Annotated in this window: 17 protein-coding genes; 7 read left to right on the top strand and 10 right to left on the bottom strand. The window is 60.5% G+C overall.

The features are described 5' to 3' along the window. Positions 1–52 precede the first annotated feature (52 nt). From EN786_RS25490 to EN786_RS25455, 8 genes are all read right to left on the bottom strand, one after another. Positions 53–934: an SMP-30/gluconolactonase/LRE family protein gene (locus tag EN786_RS25490; protein ID WP_127309289.1), complete on the bottom strand. Its 882-nt coding sequence runs from the start codon at positions 932–934 to the stop codon at positions 53–55. Next, positions 931–1,572 carry a 2-dehydro-3-deoxy-6-phosphogalactonate aldolase gene (locus EN786_RS25485; RefSeq protein ID WP_127309288.1) on the bottom strand — a complete coding sequence of 214 codons (642 nt, stop codon included), beginning with the start codon at positions 1,570–1,572 and terminating at the stop codon, positions 931–933. The genes EN786_RS25490 and EN786_RS25485 overlap by 4 nt, the downstream gene beginning before the upstream one ends. Further along, complete coding sequence (locus EN786_RS25480; protein ID WP_127309287.1) at positions 1,569–2,504, bottom strand: 2-dehydro-3-deoxygalactonokinase; 936 nt, start codon at positions 2,502–2,504, stop codon at positions 1,569–1,571. Before EN786_RS25480 ends, EN786_RS25485 begins: the two co-directional genes overlap by 4 nt. Continuing rightward, the gene (locus tag EN786_RS25475; protein WP_127309286.1) at positions 2,501–3,268 is read right to left on the bottom strand and encodes an SDR family oxidoreductase; all 768 of its coding nucleotides are present in this window, start codon (positions 3,266–3,268) and stop codon (positions 2,501–2,503) included. Before EN786_RS25475 ends, EN786_RS25480 begins: the two co-directional genes overlap by 4 nt. A 153-nt stretch (positions 3,269–3,421) precedes the next feature. Then, entirely contained in the window at positions 3,422–4,771 is a 1,350-nt protein-coding gene (locus EN786_RS25470; RefSeq protein ID WP_127309285.1) for an EAL domain-containing protein, read from the bottom strand. Positions 4,772–4,871: 100 nt separating this feature from the next. Beyond that, entirely contained in the window at positions 4,872–6,683 is a 1,812-nt protein-coding gene (locus EN786_RS25465) for a GtrA family protein (protein ID WP_245494816.1), read from the bottom strand. Positions 6,684–6,878: 195 nt separating this feature from the next. Further along, a complete protein-coding gene (locus EN786_RS25460) occupies positions 6,879–7,277 on the bottom strand; it encodes a GtrA family protein (protein ID WP_127312145.1) in 399 nt (132 codons plus the stop codon). Then, complete coding sequence (locus EN786_RS25455) at positions 7,274–8,509, bottom strand: glycosyltransferase family 2 protein (RefSeq protein ID WP_127286850.1); 1,236 nt, start codon at positions 8,507–8,509, stop codon at positions 7,274–7,276. The genes EN786_RS25460 and EN786_RS25455 overlap by 4 nt, the downstream gene beginning before the upstream one ends. 272 nt (positions 8,510–8,781) lie before the next feature. Here EN786_RS25455 and gshB point away from each other — a divergent pair, with 272 nt between their 5' ends. Beyond that, complete coding sequence (gene gshB / locus EN786_RS25450) at positions 8,782–9,732, top strand: glutathione synthase (protein WP_127286849.1); 951 nt, start codon at positions 8,782–8,784, stop codon at positions 9,730–9,732. On the opposite strand, the gene EN786_RS25445 is transcribed toward gshB, so the two are convergent. Beyond that, on the bottom strand, positions 9,729–11,234 hold the full coding sequence (locus tag EN786_RS25445) for an Ig-like domain-containing protein (protein WP_135909003.1): 1,506 nt from the start codon (positions 11,232–11,234) through the stop codon (positions 9,729–9,731). The two genes, gshB and EN786_RS25445, sit on opposite strands and share 4 nt — an antisense overlap. Before the next feature lie 452 nt (positions 11,235–11,686). Between EN786_RS25445 and EN786_RS25440 the strand changes: the two genes are divergently transcribed. Then, entirely contained in the window at positions 11,687–13,471 is a 1,785-nt protein-coding gene (locus tag EN786_RS25440; protein WP_127309790.1) for a recombinase family protein, read from the top strand. Positions 13,472–13,714: 243 nt separating this feature from the next. After that, positions 13,715–14,371, top strand: coding sequence for a hypothetical protein (locus tag EN786_RS25435; protein WP_135908974.1), 657 nt, complete (start codon positions 13,715–13,717; stop codon positions 14,369–14,371). A gap of 14 nt (positions 14,372–14,385) precedes the next feature. On the opposite strand, the gene EN786_RS25430 is transcribed toward EN786_RS25435, so the two are convergent. Beyond that, a complete protein-coding gene (locus tag EN786_RS25430; RefSeq protein ID WP_127309788.1) occupies positions 14,386–15,816 on the bottom strand; it encodes a hypothetical protein in 1,431 nt (476 codons plus the stop codon). 2 nt (positions 15,817–15,818) lie between these two features. Between EN786_RS25430 and EN786_RS25425 the strand changes: the two genes are divergently transcribed. The 4 genes from EN786_RS25425 to EN786_RS25410 all read left to right on the top strand — a co-directional run bounded on the left by EN786_RS25425 (position 15,819) and on the right by EN786_RS25410 (position 21,622). Then, the gene (locus EN786_RS25425; protein WP_127309787.1) at positions 15,819–17,042 is read left to right on the top strand and encodes a hypothetical protein; all 1,224 of its coding nucleotides are present in this window, start codon (positions 15,819–15,821) and stop codon (positions 17,040–17,042) included. An 87-nt stretch (positions 17,043–17,129) separates the two neighbouring features. Further along, positions 17,130–19,928: a DNA polymerase gene (locus EN786_RS25420; RefSeq protein ID WP_127309786.1), complete on the top strand. Its 2,799-nt coding sequence runs from the start codon at positions 17,130–17,132 to the stop codon at positions 19,926–19,928. Between the two features lie 292 nt (positions 19,929–20,220). Next, positions 20,221–21,117 (top strand): hypothetical protein, encoded by an 897-nt coding sequence (locus EN786_RS25415; protein WP_127309785.1) that lies wholly within the window; start codon positions 20,221–20,223, stop codon positions 21,115–21,117. A 103-nt stretch (positions 21,118–21,220) separates the two neighbouring features. Continuing rightward, positions 21,221–21,622, top strand: coding sequence for a hypothetical protein (locus EN786_RS25410; RefSeq protein WP_145972929.1), 402 nt, complete (start codon positions 21,221–21,223; stop codon positions 21,620–21,622). Positions 21,623–21,625: the final 3 nt, after the last annotated feature.

The following is a 21,625-nucleotide window of genomic DNA, read 5'->3' as shown; positions in this document are numbered from 1 at the left end:
GGTTGCGTGACAGAACCAGGTCCCAGTCCACAAAGCGGGCCGGTGGTCCGCATCAGGCGATGAGCACGCGCGGCTCGAAGCGGCCCCTGACCGGGATATCCAGCAGGAAGGTCATGCCAGCTTGGGGATCCAGCTTGCGCTGCTTGTCGTCCTTGCCCTTCCACGCCGAGGTCACCGCCAGCCTGTCGGCCTTGGCGCCGACAAAGGCCGGGCAGGAAGGCTGCGTCACCGGCATCGGGATTTCGCGCAGCAACGCGCCGTCGGGCGCATAGGCCTTGACCACCTTGCCGCCCCAGACGGCGTTCCAAAGCACGCCGTCGCGGTCGACGACGGAGCCGTCGACATAGCCCATCGATTTGCGATGGTCGACGAACACTTTTGGTTCACCTATGGGCAGGCCGGTTGACGCATCGCAGGCGACGCGCATCAACAGGCCGGTCGAGGTGTCGGTGTAGTAGGCGATCTTTCCGTCCTCGGAGAAGCAGATCGAGTTCGACACGGTGATGTCGGAAAACAGCCGGCGCAACTCGCCCTTGAAGAACCAGTAGATCGCGCCGGCGCCCTTGCCCTCGTCCTTGCCCATGGTGCCGACCCAGAAGGCGCCGCAAGGATGGACGCGCGAATCGTTGGAGCGGGTCAGCGGATTGTCGGCCTCGATCGCGGTGTGCAGCGTCAGCCTGCCGGTCGCGACATCGCGGACATGCAGGCCGGTCTCGGTGGCGATCAGCTGGCGGGCGTCGTCGATGATGGCGAGCGCGCTGGCCATCAGGCCGAGTTCATGCACCTTCAGCGCGCCGGAGCCAACGCCCTTTTCCAGCAGCCGGCCGTTGACGATGTCGAACCAGAACAGCGCATCGCTGCCGGGGTCGTAGCTCGGCCCCTCGCCAAGCTGGCAGATATGGTCCGAGAAAACCGAAACGCCGTTGTCCATCATGCCTCTCCCCCGAATGCCGCGTCCCAGGCGGTTACGGCGGCGCGGGCGCGGGCCGCCACCTCCTCGACGCTCATGCCAGGCTTGAACAGGCTGGAGCCGAGGCCGAAGGCGCTGACGCCGGCCGATTTATAGCCGGCGAAATCCTTTTCCGACACGCCACCGACGGCGCCGACCACAATTTCGGCCGGCAGCACCGCGCGCATGGCCGAAATGCCGCCGGCGCCAAGCACGCTTGCCGGGAAGAACTTCAGCGCCGAGGCGCCGAGCCTTATCGCCAGGAAGGCCTCAGTCGGCGTGAACACGCCGGGCATCGTCACCATGTTGTAGGTCTTGGCGCGGCCCATCACCTCGGCATCGATGTTGGGGCTGACCAGCAGGCGCCCGCCGGCCTTGTGCAGGGCGTCGACATCGGCCATCGTCAGCACGGTGCCGGCGCCGACCAGCGCCGTCTTCGGCAAAGCCTGCACAAGGCTGGCGATCGAGACGAAGGGTTCCGGCGAATTGAGCGGCACCTCGATCGCCTCGATGCCGGCATCGAAGATGGCCTGGCCGATCGCCACCGCTTCGCCGGGTTTCAGCCCGCGCAGGATGGCGACGAGGCCACGCTTGAGGTTCGGAAACGGTGCGGTCTGGGTCACGCGGCGGCTCCAATCATGCCGTTCTCGCGCGCCGCCTCGACGAGGCCGGCACGCACTGCTTCATCGGCGTCAACGGTTCTGAAGGCAAGGCCCGCGACGCCCAGCGCGGCGCCATAGAGCACAGCCAGGGCGCCGGAGGCGACCAGCACGACCGGCTCATCGCCGGCGCCATAGCGGCGTTTTGCCGAAGCGATCTCGCCGCCGAGCAGCAACCCCGACAGGCACGCCGCCGCATCGTCGGACTGCAGGTCGTGCAGCAGGCCGGCAGCGCGGATGGCAAACAGCTTCGAGGTGACGTCGCCGCCCTCGCCGAGTGCTCGTTCGCACCATTGACGGAAGAAGGGATTGTCAGCCGCCACCGCTGCCGGATGCTCGCCCAGCGAATGGCGCAGGATCGAATGCGCGGCCAGAACCGAGAACAGCTCGCCCGTCGGCCAGGTGCCGAAGCCGGCGACGGCGCCGTCCTCGACCGCCACCCATTTCGAATGCGTGCCGGGCATGCAGACGAGATGGCGACCCTTTGCCGGCAAACCGGCGCCGGCAAGCTGGGTTTCCTCGCCGCGCATCACGTCGGGCGCATCGGCCAGCCGCTGGGCAAGGCCCGGCACGATGCGGATGTCGCGGCCCTGGCCGGGAACCCTGATAGCGCCGGCCAGGATGGCGCCGATCGGCGCCGGCACGGTGACATAGGGCGCTTCCAGCCAGCCCTGGCGGGATCCGGCCATGCCGCAGATGATGACCGGCAGCGTTTCCGGCGCGCCCATGGCGGCCAGGTGGCCCTCGAGAACCGTCGAAAACCCTTTCTCGCGCGCGGTGATCAGCCCGTCGTCGCCGCGACGCTCGGCAAGCACCTTGCCGGCGTCGTCGAGCAGCCAGGCCCTGAGCCTGGTCGTGCCCCAGTCGAGCGCCGCGACCGCGGGCGCCGCGCTCACAGGAAGCCTCCATCGACGATCAGCATCTGCGCGGTCAGCATGCGCGAGGCATCCGAGGCGAGGAAGAGCACCGTGCCGACGATGTCATCGGGCAGCATGACGTCCTTGATGCACTGTTTGGCGACATGGGCGGCAAGCGACCCTTCGGTGACCCAGAGCTCCTTCTGCCGTTCGGTGATCACCCAGCCCGGCGCGATCGCGTTGACCCGGATGCGGTCGGCGCCGAGCTTGCCGGCCAGGCCCTTGGTGAGGCCGAGTATGCCGGCCTTGGCGGCGGTGTAGGCCGGCATATCCGGATGGTTGATCAGATAGGAGGTCGAGGTGAAATTGATGATCGAGCCGCCGCCGGCCCGCTTCATGCCCGGCGCCACCGCCTGCGCGGTGAAGAAATGCGGGCGCAGGTTGACGGCGAGGTTGTTGTCCCAGAACTCGACGGTGACGTCCTCGACCGCGTGGCGGTCGTCAAGCGCGGCGTTGTTGACCAGAACGGTGACGTCGCCATGCGCTTCAGCCGCCCTGGCAGCCGAGGCGCGCAGCGCCTCGATGTCGCGCAGATCGGTCTTGAGGTAGAGCGGCCGCCAGCCTTGCTCCTTCTCGACGCGGTCGGCAAGCGCGATGCTCGGACCGTCGGCGATGTCGATGAAGGCGACCTTCGCGCCTTGCCGGACAAAGCCCTCGGTCAGCGCCGCGCCAATGCCGGAACCGCCGCCGGTGATCAGCACCGAAGCGCCTTCGAGATCGGCAAAACGCGCCGATGGCATCATGTTTTTTCTCCCTGGCCAAGTCGGCGCGCATCCTATCCAGACAAGGCGCGCGGGCAAGGGATAAACGTCAGATTTTCGAGCTTATGTCTGACAAAAAGGCAAATCACGCCCGCACCGGAGGATGGGGCGGGCTGAATCCGTGCGGAACGGCGTTCAGATCGCCTTGGCGTGCAAGGCGCCGCGATAGGAATCGCGCAGATAGCCGAGCGTGGCGTCGGCATCGACCGGCTTGCCGAACAGGTAGCCCTGGCCGCCGGCGCAGCCGAACTGGACCAGGCGGTCGGCCTGCGCCTCCTCCTCGATGCCCTCGGCCACGACATCCATGCCGAGCCCCTCGCACATGGCGAGGATGGCGCGGATGATGTGCTCGGACGGGCGGTCGTCGAGGATCGAGGAGACGAAGGCACGGTCGATCTTGAGCTTGTCGAAATGGAATTCGCGCAGGCGCCCGAGCGAGGACTGGCCGGTGCCGAAATCGTCGAGCGAGACGCGGATGCCGACGCGGCGCAGATCCTCGACGATCTTCTCGGCCGAGGCCGGATCGTTCATCAGGCCGGTCTCGGTGATTTCGATCTCCAGCCGGCGCGGATCGAAGCCGGTGCGGTCGAGGATCGCCAGTATGTGCAGGCCGGTGTTCTGGTCGACGAGCTGCGACGGCGACAGGTTGAAGGACAGGAACAGGTCCTTCGGCCAGCTGCGGGCGGCCTCGGTGGCCTTGCGCAGCACCAGCTGCGACAGCGGACCGATGATGCCGCGCTCCTCGGCGATCGGGATGAACACGGTCGGCGGCACGGTGCCGAGGTCGCGGTCGGTCCAGCGCGCCAGCGTCTCGAAGCCGATGGTGCGGCGGGTGTTCAGGTCGACGATGGGCTGGAAATGCGGCTCGACCTCGCCGGCCGAGACGGCGCGGCGCAGCGCCTGCTCGATGCGGGTGACGCGCTTGGCCGCCTCCTCCATCTCGCGGGTGTAGACGACGACGCGGCCGCGGCCGGAACGTTTGGCATGGTAGAGCGCGGTTTCGGCCTTGTTGAGCAGGATGTCGGTGGTCTCGTCGCCGGAATAGAACAGCGAGCAGCCGACCGAGGCCGAAAGCCTGGCGGTGCGCTCGCCGACGTCATAGGGCGCCGACAGGATCTCGATCAGCATGCGCGCCTTTTCGGCCGCCGCCTCCTCTGAGAACACCATCGGATAGAGGAAGGCGAACTCGTCGGCGCCGATGCGGCAGACGGTGGAATAGCTGTCCATCGAGGCGCGCAGCCGCATCGCCACCTGGATCAGGATATCGTCGCCGGCCTTGTGGCCGAACAGGTCGTTGATCGGCTTGAAGCCGTCGAGGTCGAGGATGCCGACGGTGAAGGGCGCCGGGTCCTCGGAACGGTCGCTGATAAGGCGGTCGACCTTGTCGAAGAAGCGGCGATGATTGCCAAGCCCGGTCAGCGGATCTGTGAAGGCCAGATCCGTGTTTTCCCTGCCTGCCTGCCCGGTGGCAAACGTCGTTTGCATCGGTGTTCCTGTTGCACGTCGGAATTTGCGGTGAGACTGGCAGGAAACCCTTTAGGAAACGTATCGAGAAATCGATTTTCTCATGCGCCGAAACGGCGGTTCAACCGCCTTCGCGCACGCGGTAGAGCTCGATCGGAGCGCCCCGGCTTTCGGCCACCGGCTCCAGCCATTCCGGCACCTGGCCTTCGATCAGACCGGCCAGAAAGCCCTTCGGCGCCTTTTCGGCGAGAAGCTGGCTTTCGACGCTGCCGCGGCAGACAGCGACCAGGCCGACATGATGGCTTTCGACGATCGCCCGCGCATCGGCGTCCGACCCCAGGAAAGCATCGAGCGCCAGAAGGTTTCCGGCGATGTTGCGATGGTAGGGTCCGGAAAACACGCGATGTCCGGTATAGGCCAGGATCGGCGAGCCGAGATTGGAGATCGCCAGCACCGTGGTGCCGGACTGCCCGGCGAGGGGCGCGAAGGAAGCCTTGCTCTCGCAGTTCCTGTCGACGCCGGCGTCATCGGCCTTGACCGGCTCGAAGGCCGACGACATGGCGGTGGCGGTGCCGGCCCAGAGCGCGTTCACCGACAGCAGCCAGGCCGCGACCATGCGCAGCGAGACGCTTCGCGAAGGGCTGACCTCGACCCGCCGACGCCATCTGGCGATCCATGCCGAGAGCGGGATCACGGCAAAGCCGATCGAGAAGGTCGAGCCGCGTATCTCCCACGCGCTGACCAGGAAGGCGACGATGAGCAGGGCGCCGACGAGGCTGTCCTGCCGGCGCCGGCCGCCATGCGCGAGGCGCAACGCCATCACCACGATGGCCAGCAACGGCGTGGCATAGCGGGCAGCCACGCTGGCCGGCTTGTGAACGAGCAGCGTGAACAGCGACTGGGCTTCGTCGATGTGATCGAGCCACAGTTCCTTGAGGCGTGGATCGAGGCCGGCATAGGGTTCGGCGAGACATTGCGGGAAGGCCACCACGACGACCGCGGCAAGTGTTGCGGTGAGCAGGCCGATCGCCAGCAGCCGGCGGTGCCAGCGACTGGCGACGGCATCGATCGAGGCGGATGCCGCCAGACCGATGCCTGCAATGGCGGCGACAACGAATTGCGCGATCGAAAAGGCGTCGCATTGGGCCTGACCCCAGGCGGACATCGGGACGGTCGTCACGAAGACCAACGCCGACACTCCGGCGAAGCCGAAACCGAAATTCCTGGCGATCTGCCTTTCCCGCACGCCGTCGACCAGAAACAGGACAGCGACCAGGGCGCCGATGGTGCCGGCATAGGGCGCGCTTTCCATGCCGATGGCCAGCGTCAGCGCCGCGCAGACGCCGGCAGGCAAGGCCATCCAGTTGCGCGCGGGCGCATCGAGCAGCAGGCTGAGGCTTGCCATGGTCAGCATCACCTGGACATTGTGATGATCGAGCGAACCCGGCGAATAGATGCCGATGAAGTGGTAGGCGGCGGCGCCGACAACCACGGCCGGGAGCACCGCGCTGGCGCCTCCGACACTGCGTGCGGCGCGCACCGTGAAGAACAGCGTCAGCCAGAAGAGCAGGGCCGGCCAAGCCACCTGCACGACCTGCTCGGCAAGCGGCCTGCTGCCGGTCAGGGCCGACATGACAAGGATGCCGAGGGCCAGCGGCGCGTCGAGCAGCCGCGACCAGTGCATGACGAAACCGCCTTCCGGCCCCATCCTGTACTGGTGCATGTCGAACCAGCCCTGGCCACCCAGCAGGTCGCGGACCTGGACCAGCTGCAGCAGGCTGTCATTGTCGCCGCCGGCGTTGGCCAATTCCGGGAAACCAGCATGGGCGTTGACCAAAAGCACCACCAGCGTGGCGAGCAACGCCGCCACAAGATCCATGCGCCAGGAACGGGCGGTTTCCCCGGCAGGAATCGCGGCATGGGCAGCGGGCATGGATCGACTTTCGGGCGAGTGGTCGGCGCGCCGCAGGCTAGCGCCGCACGCTTCACAAAGCGTAAAGCCCGCGCGCAAATGCGCTAGAGCCGGATGATTTCAGGTCGTCGTCCTGAAATCTGAATCCGACTCTAAATCAAAGAGATAGAGCATGATGTCGCCCGAAAACCGCTTCACACTTTTCGGCATCATGCTCTAGCCGCGTGCCGGAAACACCCAGAGCGACGACGCGACATAGCTCAGCGCGCTTGTCGCGACCGTGGTCAGCGCCGACATGGCAAGCGGCGACAGGCCGAAGCGCGCAACCGCCACATGCGAGACAAGGCCCGAAAAGACGGCGCATCCCAGCTGCAGCGCGAGATAGCGCGGCAACGCCGTGGCGTGATCGTGCTCGCCGCCGAAGGTCCAGCCGCGCTGCGCTGAATAGGCGACGACGAAGGCGATCGCGTAGGCGGCGGCACTGCCGACGAACGGCGAAAGCCCGAGCGAAACCAGCAGCCACGACAGCACGAACAGCAGCAGGGCCGCGCCGACGCCGACCACCAGGAAGCGGAACAGGCGCGACTGGACGAAGCCCGGCAGCGCGTCGATCATTGGTTCTCGCCTGCCGGCAGTTCGCTGGACGGGCCGTTTCGCAGCCGCTTGACCGGAATTTCCAGGACGCCGAGCAGGAATGCCGAGAAGAAGGCCTGGAACGAAATGACGACCAGGCTGAGGCCGAGGACGACGATGCGCGGGATTTCGGAATCGTCCAGCGGGCCGAAGCCGAGATGCGCCCAGCGCAGCACGGCGTAGGCGCAAAACGCGAAACCGCCGGCAAAGCAAATGCCGGCATTGGCGGCGAGACGGTCGGTGCTGATGGTCCTGGTCAGCCAGTCGGACCTGCGGCTGCGCGGCAGGATACCGGTGACCTCGGCATAGTAGCGCGAGATGACGCCGAAGGTGATGAGCTGCACGCCGGTGACGATCATGAAGCAGGCGGCGACGAAGGTGTTGAGGTCGAGCGACAGATTGTTGATCACCCTGAGCGGCCCGAACACCAAAAGGGCAGCGAACAGCGTGCCCAGCCCGCCCAGCACCATGCCCGGAATGAAGAACATCCAGCGCGGATTGTAGACCAGCAGGAATTTCAGGTGCCGCCAGCCGTCGCGCCAGGTCCTGAGATGCGGCGGCCGGCTGCGGCCGTCGGGCTTGAGCGTGGTCGGCACCTCCTCGATGCGCAGGCCGGCAAGCGCGCCGCGCACCACCATCTCGCTGGCGAATTCCATGCCGGTGGTCTGCAGATCGAGCTTCCTGATGCTCTCGGCATTGAAGCCGCGCAGGCCGCAGTGGAAATCGCCGGTCTTGATCCGGAAGAACAGGCGGCCGATGAAGCTCAGCACCGGATTGCCGAGATAGCGGTGCAGCGGCGGCATGGCGCCGGTTTCGATGCCACCCCGGAAGCGATTGCCCATGACCAGGTCGGCGCCGTCGCGCAGGCGTGCCACGAACGCGTCCAGGGCGCTGAAATCATAGCTGTCGTCGGCATCGCCCATGATGACGAAGCGGCCCCTGGCGGCGGCGATGCCGCCGAGCAGCGCGGCGCCATAGCCCTTCTGCGGCACCGGCACGACGCGGGCGCCGATCGCCGTCGCGATCTCCTGGGAGCCGTCGGTGCTGCCGTTGTCGGCAATCAGCACCTCGCCCGCTATGCCGGCCTTGTCGAGGAAGGCCTTTGCCTTGCCGATGCAGACGGCAAGCGTCTCGGCCTCGTTGAGGCACGGCATCAGGATGGTCAGCTCGAGCTGCTTGGTCTGGGCGGCACGGATGGTTGTGACGGCGTTCATGGTTCTTGTTCCATCAAGGACCGGTCCGGCGTCGGCAGGGCCGGGCTCATTCGAACCACCCTTGCATGGCAAGGCTTAAGAAAACGATGACGCGGGTTCTCGCCTTGTCTGCAATCGCCCGGCCGGTTCGCGTCTGGCTGATGCGATCTTCAAAATGTCGCGATTGGCAGAGCCCGCCGATTTCCTTATATCGGCGACATAGTTTCAAAGTGCTGGAGCGCACTTTGCCCGTCCAAACGGACACACGTCGCTCCAATGTGCCGGAGACCCCTATGCCGCTGAACATCGCCGTCCAGATGGACCATGTCTCCACCGTGTCGATCGCCGGCGACACCTCGTTCGCGCTGTCGCTGGAGGCTCAGCGGCGCGGCCACAAGCTTTTCCACTACACGCCCGACCGGCTGTCGATGCGCGATGGCAAGGTGTTCGCGCGCATCGAGGAGATGCAGGTGCGCGACGAGAAGGGCAGTCACTACTCGCTCGGCGAGAAGGTGCGCACCGACCTGTCGGAGATGGACGTCGTGCTTTTGCGGCAGGACCCGCCTTTCGACATGAACTACATCACCACCACGCACATCCTCGAGCGCATCCACCCTGGGACGTTGGTGGTCAACGACCCGGCCTGGGTGCGCAACAGCCCGGAAAAGATCTTCGTCACCGAATTTCCCGACCTGATGCCTGAGACGCTGATCACCAAGGATCCGCAGGAGGTCGCGGCCTTCCGCAAGGAGTTCGGCGACATCATCGTCAAGCCGCTCTACGGCAATGGCGGCGCCGGCATCTTCCATCTGCACGAGGCCGACCGCAACCTTGCCTCGCTGCTCGAAATGTTCGGCCAGATGTTCCGCGAGCCCTATATCGTGCAGCGCTACCTGAAGGACGTGCGCAAGGGCGACAAGCGCATCATCCTCATCGACGGCGAGCCGGTCGGCGCCATCAACCGCGTGCCGGCAGAGCACGATTCCCGCTCCAACATGCATGTCGGCGGCCGCGCCGAGAAGACCGAGCTGACGGAGCGCGAGCGCGAGATCTGCGCCCGCATCGGTCCGTCACTGAAGGAGCGCGGCTTCATCCTAGTCGGCATCGACGTCATCGGCGACTACATGACCGAGATCAACGTGACCTCGCCGACCGGCGTGCGCGAGGTGCAGCGTTTCGGCGGCGCCGACATCGCCAGCCTGTTCTGGGACTGCGTCGAGGACAAAAGGCGATCCCGCGGCTAGACCACGAAGAAGTCGTCCGCAGTGAGCCAGGTGCCCGGGTCCACGGTGGCGAACCGGACGCCCGCCGCCCCACCCGCCCCGTCCTGGTCGAACAGCAGAGCGCCGGTCGCATCGTCATAGATAATGTGGTCGCTGTCATCGATGGCCTCGCTGCCGACCGTGAAGACGGCAGCAAAAAGCGGGCCGGCCGACAGCCCGACGAATGCGGAGCTGTCCAGCCGGAACACATCGTCAAGCGCGTTGAAGTCGACGATACGGTCGTAGTTCGCTGGTCCGAGTGCGTCGAACACGAAGACATCCCGGCCCGCGTCGCCGGCTAGCCAGTCGCGCCCGGCGCCGCCATTGAGGATGTCGTCGCCAGCGCCGCCGCGCAGTTCGTCTGAGCCGGCGCCGCCGTCGAGAACGTCGTCGCCCGTATCGCCGCGGATGCCGTCGGTGCCTGCACCGCCGCTTATCGCGTCGCTGCCGGCGTCGCCCTTCAGCCAATCCGTGCCTGCGCCGCCGATGATCGTGTCGGCGCCGGCGCCGCCGAACAGCTGGTCGTGGCCGGCGCCGCCGTCTAGCGTATCGTTGAACGGGGTGCCGCTGATGCGGTCGCCACCGCCCAGCGCGGCGACGAGCACGGCATGATCGTAGCCTCCATAGCTCACGACATTCGTGACGTCGCTCAACGCGATGGATTCGGCCGGCGGCGTCACCGCGATCGTAATCGTCGCCACATTGCTGTTGCCCTGGCCGTCGGTAGCGTAAACCGTGAAGCTGTCGGTGCCGACGAAGCCGGCCTCGGGCGTGTAGTCAAACAGATTGCCGCTCAGAAAGTCGGCATGATAGTGCAGGCTCGAGCCGTAGTGCCCCTGGTGAAACGGGTAGTAGTTGCCGTCGAAACTCGTGCTCTGCTCGAGGGTGCCGTGGTCCGGCCCGTCCACGACGACAAAGCTCAAGAGATCGTAGTCGGCGTCCGCGGCGCTGAATTTGATGTCGTCGAGAAACTGCCCCTGTGAAACCGACACGTTCAGATCGGCGGCGGTGGGCGCATGATTGACGAAGCTGTCGGGCTGCAGCGCGCCGCCTTCCAGGATGATCTGATGCTGCCCATACTGGGTGTTTTCGCCGCCGAAATATTCGTTCGCGCCGATCCATGTCACCGTGATGGTGTCGGGGCTGTCGGCGTTGACCGAGACAATCTGGGCAGACAGGAAAGCGGCCTGGTCGGACAAGGTGCGGATAAGATTGCCTTCATTGTCGAAGACCTGCGTCTCCACCGTCGTCCAGGTCTCGGTTCGGCCCTCGTTGGTGAAGCTGGTGATGGTGAAGAAGCCGTCGAAGACATCGACCGAAGCCAGGTCGATCCCACCGAACGGGAAATCCGGCTTTGCTCCTATTGGCCCGATCACATCGCCGTCGGTTTCGGTAATGCTGAAAAGGACCGCGTCAGGGCTCGGATTGGGATTGTCGGTTTCTTCCCATACGGTGAGCTCGCTGCCATTGCTTAAGGTCAGCATCCTGTCTTCCTCGCCTTCGCGCCTGGACGTGCTGTGGATGCCCCCCCGATCCCAACGATAGCATCGTACGCGCGTCGGATCGGTGACAAACCCGGCCGCGTCCCGCCTTTTTCCAATGTGGTTAATTATGTGTGTCGAGCGGGATCCCGTTGCTCGGTCGGGGTCGACATTTGTTCTTGTAATGTTCTTGATCAATCCGAAAATCTGTGGTTGTCTTGGCTGACCCCGCTCGCCGCCTGATCGCAGGACCGGCGGGCGGACAGGTATCCGGGGGCAGAGCAAGATGGTGGCGCGGGTTCGCACGGTCGCTTTCCAGGGCATCGAGGCCGTGCCGGTCGATGTCCAGGTGATGATCGCGCCGGGCAAGGTCGGCATGCAGATGGTAAGGCGGATTAATTTCCTCACGATTCGAGTGAGTTGAGATAAGAATCAATCCCGCTTACATCGGGCGTATGGATTCCAACGCTTCCAAACCATCGGCTTATTCGTACGTGCGGATGTCGACTGACATCCAATTGAAGGGTGACAGCCTTCGACGCCAGGAACAGGCATCCAAGCTCTACGCCGAACAGAATGATCTGCAGCTGGTCGAGGACTTCAAGCTGGAGGATATCGGCGTTTCGGCATTCAAAGGTGCGAACGTAGTCTCCGGCGCGCTAGGTAAATTCCTCACGTTGATCAAAAGCGGCGGGGTGCCAAAAGGGTCGTACCTGCTGGTTGAGTCGTTGGATCGCATTAGCCGCCAGCAAATAATGGACTCTTTGACGGTCTTCTTCGACATCATCCGCAACGGTGTCAGCGTTGTGACGCTGGCCGATAGCCACGTTTACCGAGCTGGTGAGGCCGAGATAACCGACATCTTGTACTCACTGATTATTTTGAGCAGGGCATACGAAGAGTCCGCCACAAAGAGCCTGCGCGTAGGCGAGGCTTGGAGGAACAAAAGGGATAACGCCAGCCACAAAAAGCTGACAAAAATGGCTCCAGCGTGGGTTCAACTGCGAGAAGATCGATCGACCTTCGATTTGATCCCGGAAAAGGCCGAGATCGTCCGGCAGATTTTCCAGATGGCGGACGCAGGCCATGGATCTTTTGCGATCGCACGTCGTCTCAATCAGACAGGAGTGCCGACATTCACGAAATCGAACGGATGGCACGAATCGTATGTGACAAAAATCCTCCGCAGCCGAGCTGCCCTAGGAGAGTTCCAACCGCACCGATACGACGACAAGGGAAAGCGTATTCCATCCGGCGATCCTGTCGCGGACTATTTCCCTGGACTCGTTGATGAAGATCAATTCCTCCGAATTCAAGCGTCGCGGCGCCGGCGGTTGGTGGAGGGTGCAGGTCGAAAAGGCCCGGAATACCGAAACCTCTTTACCAAAATTGCGAAGTGCCACTATTGCGGAGAGCCGATGAGGTTCGTCCACAAAGGGCGGCCACCGAAGGGTTCACAGGCTCTGAAATGCACGAACGCCGTTCGGAATTTGGGCTGTGAGAGCACCAGCTGGAGGTACTCGGATTTCGAGACTTCGTTCCTATTTTTCGTCAAGGAAATCGACCTGACCGCGACGCTCCGCGCAGCCACAGACAACTCGGAGCGCCAGACGATCGAGCAGAAGATCGCGGCCAACGAAGAGAAGCTTCACCAGCTGCGAGACAAGCAGGAAGCGACGTTCGAACTAGTGTCCTCGCCAGGACCGTCGGCGGCCTTCCTAAAGACCAAGCTCGATCAGATTGCTGATGAGATCGTCGGCATCGAACAGCAGCTTGTGAAGTTGAAGAACCAGCTCGCGGATACTCAGCTTTTGCCGTCGATCTCAGCGTTCGAGTTGCGATCTCAGATCGACTCTCTGCAGGATATGTCCGCACCGGACATTTTCGATCGGCGGGCTGCGGTCGCAAACCGGCTGAAATCGATTGTGACTTCGCTTCGGGTAGCAGCGAACGGTAGCCGGCCACGTCTAAAAACGATTGCGGACGCGCTGGGGGATCAAGGCATCGACGAGGAGTATCGCGAAAAGCTTCTCGCTCACATTGACCACGTGAACGCTGTAACCCAGTCGTATAGCCGCACCTTCACGGTCACGCTGGCAGACGGGGTCCAACGACTTGTTGTGGTCAAAGGCGACGATCCAACCGACTTTGTTTCTGAGGTGGTTATCGAAGCCAACGGCAAGACCACCGGGAGCATTCTCGGAAAGCCTCTAGGCTATCCGCCCGTTACCACCAGCTAGCGACCGCGATATCGTACAAATTTCCTCGATATTAGACCGCACCCTTGGTTGCAGCCGGCTAAATAGCTAGCCGACTCTCGGCAATTGTACCTATCAGAACCGTTTCCACTTTTCCCAATTCCAGAACCACATCCTGGCGACAGAGCCCTGCTGACGGTCATCCTCGCATAGTTCATCGCCTCTCGATTTGCTGCCCCACCGGATTTCCGGTGGGTCTATATCCCCTTGAAAAAAGCCACCCACATGCTCCAGACCCTCTCAAATCCCTCTCCAACTTCCATCACATCGCAGTACGCATCCTGGTTGGACGACAGGATCGATCAGTTCATCGACGAGCACAAAGGCAGGTTCGATTCCGTCCCAACATTCAAGAAACGGAACGGGTACTTCATCACGATCTCATTCGATCAAAGCCGTCGCAATCAGCGGCCTGAAGGTTCCGCCTCAATCGACAGTCCGAAGGCGAAATCGGTGCTGGATACGTTCACCGACATTTACAACCACATCTGCCGACAACTGATTGGACGGAACTACCATCGACCGTCATTCGATCGTCTCAAGCCATTAGCGATCGGTTGCCTGGATATGAATGGATCGAGATACTGGAAATCGATGGGAGAGCTGGAAAACCCTCATATCCATTCGATCTGGATTTTCACCGATCAGGTTCGAGATGGCTTTCAAAAACTAATCGCTGACAGAGAACGGTTTTCAACCTTCAAGGAACGGTTCTCGATCAGGGAGATGGATATCCAGGCTCTGGATCATGACCATCGAAATTCGACGGGTGAGGGTCGTGCAACTTCGTACATGGCGAAATTCATAGGGCACAACAATTCAGAGCTTTTGGTTGGTGACGATTTTAGGGTGCTGCCGATCCAAAAAGGACGGGTGCATTAGCCGGCGCAGGACCCTCAACGTTCATCGGCATCTTCGTAATCCGTATCTTCTTCATCGTCGTCTTCGTCGGGTTCAGCCTCTTGGCCATCAACGTCGACGGCTTCGATCCAACTCCAATTTTTGGCCCGGACCTCGGCCTTGAAGCGTTCCATCATGGGGAAGGCAATTTTGTAGCTTGTTCCCAAAAGGTCAACGAGATCACCGATCCTGGTATTCTCAACTGCAATGGCAAATTCGAACGCCTCGGTCCGAATTCCGCGCATATTCGACGCTGTGACCTCAACTTCGATCACGAACGGTCCTTCGTGGTGGGGATCAATCGTCGCAATCCCCTCGAACTCCCAAGTGCGACCATGTCGGAAATCAGCACAATGGATCTCAATGACGGGAGATCGGTTCGGGCCGACAGCAAATTGCATCTCATGCTTGCCAATCACTGGCGGACTACGGGCATTTTCGGCAAACCGAATGGGATAGAGGCTTGATCTCGGCTTAGGGGCAGCCGGGCCAAAGATCGGATGATAGGTGAAGCGATTGTGCAGGCAGCCGCCTTTGGTTTTCAGTCTGAGGACCAGGCTTTCAGCCTGCAAACTCCCGACGTTCTTCAGGCTGAACGTGAAGGGAATTTGCGCGTAGAGGACCTCAAGAAACCGATGGACTGAGGCAGTGTATCTAGGAACGACCTTTATCCGATAGTCGCGGTAGCGATCCCCATAACTGTAGTCACGGCGAAGACTGTATGGCGAATCGTCATCCTGACTGGGGTTCCGCCGGATCACCTGTGTGGTGATCGCTCTCCTAGCATCACTGGGCACCGGCTCGACACGAAAGACCGTTTGAGGCTGGTCCGGGCCAAATTGGAGGGAAACCTCAATCGACGGCTGCGCTTCCTCCAACTCGCGGACACGCGCTGTCAGCTTTGCGATCTCCTTATCTTTCGGGCTCAGCTCTGGCTCTAACAACCAATGATCAGGCATTCGCCAGGACTTCAGCCCGTGACGTGATCCGATTGCGATTGGATTTGTATCATGCGTCAGCAGCCGCCTATGTTCAGCGGGTACATCCGTTGCATGGAGAATTTGGGCGATGACACGATCGTCGCCCTCGCCCGGATCAAGATCATCATACTGATCCCAATTAATGCGAGCGGGTCGGGCTATTGCGATCTCAATAGCAGGAGGACCGCCGGCGATCTGGTGCGGCGCCGCAGTCTCGGCGGCAGGTGCAATTAGTCGATTAAATGCTCTGGCGCGTTTGCCTAGTCGCCCATCGCGCTTCCGCTTGTCGATCTCAGAATTTACCTGCGGAACGACCAAAATCAGAATGGGGCCGGTCGGATCAAGCTCGTGCCACGGCAACGTTTCTAGTGGCTTGCCTTCAAGGGCAACCATGCTGTCGATGAAGACGATCGACGAATACTTCGCGTGTTCAAACGCCGGTTCCATGCATGAAGGGTATCGGCAATCGACCGATTCGACCATTCGTGGGCCAAAACGAGCGCCACGAATTCACAATTTCGGAGGTTCTGCGCGTGAACCGAGGGCATTTCGGGAAGCGCAAAGAAACGATCTGCAATTTTTTGCAAATTCTTATTCAGCGGGGTCTTGCACCGACAACCGGCCGTACCTATCTCCCCGATCCGCCCGCGGGGACACCTCTGCAAGGCGCCAACGGAGGGACTAGAAATCGCATGGCAGGATCAACATCCTCGAAAACTCAGCTCGACGAACTCGGCCTCAAGGCCTCTAAGGAATACTCCAGCGACATATATATCTACGCTGGGCAAATAGATGAAAAAGGGTATGAAGCGCTTCGCCGAGAAGTGCTGTTAGCCCGCAGATCAGACAACGTCCTACTAATTCTGATCACAACCGGTGGATCTGGCTCCGCTGCTTTCAAAATAGCCAGACTTTTCCAAACTTTTTACGACAAATTCGATATCTACATTCCTGCAGAATGCAAAGCGGCGGGGACAGTCCTTGCGCTTGGGGCTAACCGGATCTGGATGTCTCCGTTTTCGGAGCTAGGACCAATTGACGGTCAAGTTCCGCGAAGCTCCGCTCGCGCCTCCGTAGAGGAGATAATGAGGGCATCGTTCCAATTCTTCGAATTTTCAGTCACCAAGCTGATCGAAGGTGGCCAGGGCACTGTCGGCTTCAAGCAAGCTGCTGAAACCGGCGGAACGATGGCTGCGAACATGATGACGTCGTTGTTCGCAAAGGTCGACCCCGAATTGCTGGGTCGCAACAACCGTCTTACGCAAGAGGCTATCGGGTACGGGAGCCGTCTTGCAGCAACATCCGGCAACGCTGACCAGGACACCGTGGTCAGCTTAGCGGAAGACTACCCGTGCCATGACTTCGTCATCGACTTCAGACAGGCGAAGACACTGTTTCGGAACGTCCAGCAGGCGGGCGGCACTCTGTTTGCGGTGGGGAACGACATTCACGGGGCGATCCATGAGGGCTCTGAACTGACCGCAGTCATCCGAACTCTTCACAGCACATCGCTGCCAGAGACGCCTGACCCGTTCGAGCCTTTCTTTGGCGAAGTGCCAAACTGCAGCGAGATGGCAAACGTCGCCAATTATTCCGATTGGTTTGCCGGCCGTCACCAGGCACGTGAAGTTCAGCCAGACTGGACCGACGAACTGAGCCAAAAGGCGGCATAACTACCCATTTTTGCAAAAAATAGGGTTTCGCCCGTCTTGGGCGAAGCCCTTCTCAGCGCATGCTTGAAGCAAAAAGGGGGGCTTTCCATGGAAGTTTTCAACGAACTTAACACTGGCCGCGAAACCAATGAGCAGCACTTCGGCGCTGTGACGCCGGTTGCGACGGTCCGCGACACGAGGACGCTTAACGAGCAAAAATATTCTACCACAATCAACGCCGACGATCCCGTTGTTGAAGTCACCATTACGCCTGGAAATGTCCAACCGGCACCCGAGCGGAAGCGCGGGCAAAAGGCACAGGCAGCCTCGGCGCACCTGATTATCGGGTTCGACACCGAATACCAGTCTCGTGATGCGATCGGTTCGACCAAGGACGAGGCGCACGGAGCCAAGAATGAGATCCTGTCCTATCAATTCTGCGTAAGGCTGATTTCGCAGGAATGCCGCGACGAAGTACCGATCCAATCCAGCGGGATAATCATTCCTGATAACGGGCAGCGTTGGCTTCTACGAGATTTCATTGCGGCAGCCATTGGCACTTTTGTGATGGAGCACCCGAGCCACAAAGTTCCTACCGATGTCTATCTGGTTGGACACTTTACGCGCGCCGACCTACCGATGTTCGATGAGTTTGCCGACGAAGCAAGGCTCACGATGAACAATGTGCGCAGCACGTTCGTCTCAATCGATCGCGCCATTCCAGTGGAGATTGTCGACCGAAGTGGGAACGAAATAGCTGAATTCAAGGTCAGGCTGAGGGATACGATCCTGCTGGCACCGGCCAGCGCCAAGCAGCTGGCCGACGTCGGCAAAATGCTGGGATTCAATAAGATCGAGCTGGCAGACACGCTCACTGAAGAGCGGCAAATCAAAAAGCATATGAAACAATTCCGGTCAGAAAACTGGTCGAAATTCCGCGAATATGCGATCCGAGACGCGGAAATCTGTACGTATTATGCCGAGCAGCTGATCCGTCAATACGACGAACTCTTCGGAAAGTTCGCCATGCCGCTAACGCTGACCTCGTTCGGTTCTAAGCTGGCGATCGGGCAATGGGAGCAAAAAGGCTGGAATCCGGACGACATATTGGGCCGTGAAGAGAAGAAGGTACGCTCCTTCAGCAAGCGGCTCGGGCGACTGGTGACCAAAACGATCCATCCACACCAGGAACTCGTCCACTACGAGTTGGATTTTGTGTCGGAAGCTTACCACGGCGGACGCAACGAGCAATTCATGTACGGGATCTGCGACGAGGGGATTTGGCGGGATCACGACTTAAGCTCGGCCTACCCCACGGCAATGACGCTTCTGTGCAAGCCGGACTGGGAGAAGATTGAGCGCGACGTAGCACTCGAAGAGATCAAGTTGCTTGATCTTGCATTCGCATCGGTCGATTTCGAATTTCCAGTCTCTGTTCGGTTTCCCACGCTGCCGGTTCGCACGGCTAACGGCATTATCTTTCCCCGAAAGGGACGCGCATGTTGCGCAGCCCCGGAATTGGTACTGGCAAGACAACTCGGAGCGAACCTTGAGAAGCGATACTCCGTTAGGGTACCGGTCGAACAAGGGGCTGGGGTGTTCATCGACTTCATCAACGACTGCATCACCCGCAGGAAGGAATTCAAAAAAGGAACGTTTGGCAACCTGTTCTGGAAGGAGGTCGGAAACAGCACATACGGGAAAACCGCACAGGGGCTTCGGAAGAAGCGGGTATACGACCTTCGCGCCGATGACATGGTTGAATTGCCAGAAAGTGAGCTGACGCAACCGTTCTTCGCAGCGTTCATTACATCATACACGCGAGCCGTGCTCGGCGAAGTGCTCAACAGCTTCCCCGATAGAGTCCAAGTTTTCAGCGTGACGACTGATGGGTTTCTGTCAAACGCCAACGACGCAGACCTGGCACATGCTGTAGGCGGCCCGATCTTCGCTTCGTTTAAGCAAGCCAAGCTGAAGCTCGGCCGCGATGACCCGCCAATGGAAGTTAAACACACGATCCGCCAACCTCTCGGCTGGAGGACAAGAGGATCAGCAACGTTGCAGCTGGGACTCGGCGACAGACTCGATGAAAATATCGTCCTGCAGAAGGGCGGCATCAAGCTCGACCTGCGAGACCTGAAGCCGGATGAGGAAAACGCCCAGATCGTAGAGCTGTTTTTCAATCGAATTGCCGGGCAGCAACTGACATACGAGTCCGGGGTCGGCCTGAAAGACATGATCCGATTCGGCGCTGATTTTGTGATGCGATCAGTGACCAAGCGCCTATCGATGGAATTTGACTGGAAACGTCGGCCAATCGAAATCCTGGACAGATCGGTCGAATTCGGGGGAAAGGCCTACACTCACCTTTCCTTCGCGTCGGAACCAATAGAGGACCTGGACGAATTCCAGCGTGTCCGAGAAGCTTGGGACAAGTGGGCTACGAATCCTTACAGGATTCTCAAGTCCGTTTCGGACTTGAGCTCTTTCCAGAGATATATCGAGACCAACCGGAAGACCAGGGAATCGGTCATGCGATACGCCGGCAAGGAAGACGGCGATCTGAAACGGGCGCGGCGCGATCTGACCCGCGCTTTCAAACACTATCAGGCCGGGTTCGACCTTGTGCTAAAGCGCATGGGTAAGGTCTCCCATGAGCGGTTTTGTGGGTTTCTCATTGGCGCGGGCATCCCATGTCAGGTGACCGACGTCGAGAATGCCAAGCGTTCAGAGTTTCAGCCTCACACATGGATCGTCAGCGACCGATCGGTAGTGGCGCTCGAGAGACTCAAGGAGAAATGTTTCCCGGAATTGGACATCGATATGTTTCTTCCCCAGGCCAACCCATGTCAAAATTCATCCACACGCATGGAAAACCTTTTTGAATGTAGCAGACCGGAGATATGAGGTTCGTTGGGGTTAACACACGCCAGATAAACTGGCCGGTCCCGTAATTGTTTCTCTCCTCACACCCATATGCATCTTTTACGGTTTACGTGAATGGCCCTGGTGAGAAAATCGTGAATTCCGTAGAACTTTTGGCCGACGGCGGTTGTGTCTTTAAATTTACTGGCATGTAACTGCAATTCAACCAGACATTATACGGGATATTCATAGAGTTTCTTGACAATTTCTTCCTGTTGTGGCATACGGATTGCGCGCTTCCTTCGAGGAATGTGCGTACAACGGAGAGAACTTGATGACAGAACGCCAGGATAAAGAAGTTACGAAGGCTCTTGCGAAGCAAGTGTCTGACGAAGAAAGAGCGGACATCTACAGTTATTTTGCACCCATCAATGGGGAGGGCCTGGAGCGACTACAGGCCGCCACGGGAGACCCAACGCACGCGCGTGCGATCCTGATTTTGAACACCGAGGGCGGCGAGGGAGCGGCTGGGTATCAGATCGCTCGTCACTTCCATCGCAATTATGAGCGACTGACCGTCTACATACCGTTCTCTTGCATGAGTGCCGGAACCTTCGTGGCCCTAGGGGCGCATGACCTTATTATGGATAGCAGCGCTATTATGGGGCCGATTGATCCACAAATTCGAAAGCATGACGAAATTAGCATGCGTGAGTCCGCGTTGTCCTCTCAGGCAGCTCTGCGCGCGCTAGGAGATGCAGCCTTTAGAATCATGGAGGATACCGCTGTCAGCCTAGTGACTAGGAGCGAGACCGCAGTCAGCTTCAAACTCGCGAGCAAGGTGGGTGCGAATCTCGCCACCAACCTGGTATCAGGATTGGCGTCGAAACTGGATCCGACGGTCTTCGGCACGCGCCAACTCGCCATCGATACTGCGATCGAATACGGCAAGCGTCTTATCCAAGTCTCTAATAATGCCTCCGAAGACACTGTCCATCATCTCGTGACGGCATATCCAAGCCATGACTTTGTCATCGATTTCCAGGAGGCGTCCGAGCTGTTCCGGAACGTATCGAAGCCGTCGGAGCTGTTGAGGTTCTATGCGATGAACCTCTACTTGCCAGACGGCATCGCTATCGTTCCGGATCAACCCGCGGAGCAACCTGACCAGAGCAGTTCATCGGAGCCGGATCGGCCGGTTAATCAAAACGAGGCTCTTAAAGCCGCATAGCGAGGGCAGTGGCGGCACACAGTCGATCAAAAGCGAGATGTCCCTCTTAGCAAGGTACGGCGCGGCGACCTGTTGACCTTCTCAGCCATCTGACGGGACGCCGTTGTCGATCATCAACGGAAGGAGATCGCAAATGGCATTCGAAGGATTGAAATTGGTCGCAGCGCCGAAGCAGGCACCGACCGACCCGGCGTCCAAGCGTCGGCAGCGGCTGATCATGCAAATCGACCATCAGCTTTATATGGCGGAGCCGGAGAACGTCGGCCGGAAATTCCGTGGCCGCTGGTGGACGATCGATATCGACGGCAAGCCGACGCTATCGATCAAGTACGGCAAGGTTCCGCTGGAGCTTGCCAAAGGAAAGCATGCGATCGCGTGCGGGGATATGGCCGGCGTTGTCGATGCGCTGAAGAAGGCACGCGAGGCCGCGATCGACGGCACGTTCGATAGCCAGTTGGCGACGGTGTCCGAGCAGGTCCGGGCACGATTCAAGAAGGGCCGCTGACCC

Source organism: Mesorhizobium sp. M4B.F.Ca.ET.143.01.1.1 (genome assembly GCF_004792275.1).
Taxonomy (GTDB): Bacteria; Pseudomonadota; Alphaproteobacteria; order Rhizobiales; family Rhizobiaceae; genus Mesorhizobium; species Mesorhizobium abyssinicae.
This window is presented reverse-complemented; position numbering and strand designations above follow the sequence as displayed.

Coding starts and splice junctions, on each gene's coding strand:
- EN786_RS25490 (WP_127309289.1), bottom strand. CDS start 934: ATGATGGACAACGGCGTTTCGGTTTTCTCGGACCATATCTGCCAGCTT.
- EN786_RS25475 (WP_127309286.1), bottom strand. CDS start 3,268: ATGATGCCATCGGCGCGTTTTGCCGATCTCGAAGGCGCTTCGGTGCTG.
- EN786_RS25470 (WP_127309285.1), bottom strand. CDS start 4,771: ATGCAAACGACGTTTGCCACCGGGCAGGCAGGCAGGGAAAACACGGAT.
- EN786_RS25465 (WP_245494816.1), bottom strand. CDS start 6,683: ATGCCCGCTGCCCATGCCGCGATTCCTGCCGGGGAAACCGCCCGTTCC.
- EN786_RS25460 (WP_127312145.1), bottom strand. CDS start 7,277: ATGATCGACGCGCTGCCGGGCTTCGTCCAGTCGCGCCTGTTCCGCTTC.
- EN786_RS25455 (WP_127286850.1), bottom strand. CDS start 8,509: ATGAACGCCGTCACAACCATCCGTGCCGCCCAGACCAAGCAGCTCGAG.
- gshB (WP_127286849.1), top strand. CDS start 8,782: ATGCCGCTGAACATCGCCGTCCAGATGGACCATGTCTCCACCGTGTCG.
- EN786_RS25445 (WP_135909003.1), bottom strand. CDS start 11,234: ATGCTGACCTTAAGCAATGGCAGCGAGCTCACCGTATGGGAAGAAACC.
- EN786_RS25440 (WP_127309790.1), top strand. CDS start 11,687: ATGGATTCCAACGCTTCCAAACCATCGGCTTATTCGTACGTGCGGATG.
- EN786_RS25435 (WP_135908974.1), top strand. CDS start 13,715: ATGCTCCAGACCCTCTCAAATCCCTCTCCAACTTCCATCACATCGCAG.
- EN786_RS25430 (WP_127309788.1), bottom strand. CDS start 15,816: ATGGAACCGGCGTTTGAACACGCGAAGTATTCGTCGATCGTCTTCATC.
- EN786_RS25425 (WP_127309787.1), top strand. CDS start 15,819: ATGAAGGGTATCGGCAATCGACCGATTCGACCATTCGTGGGCCAAAAC.
- EN786_RS25420 (WP_127309786.1), top strand. CDS start 17,130: ATGGAAGTTTTCAACGAACTTAACACTGGCCGCGAAACCAATGAGCAG.
- EN786_RS25415 (WP_127309785.1), top strand. CDS start 20,221: ATGACAGAACGCCAGGATAAAGAAGTTACGAAGGCTCTTGCGAAGCAA.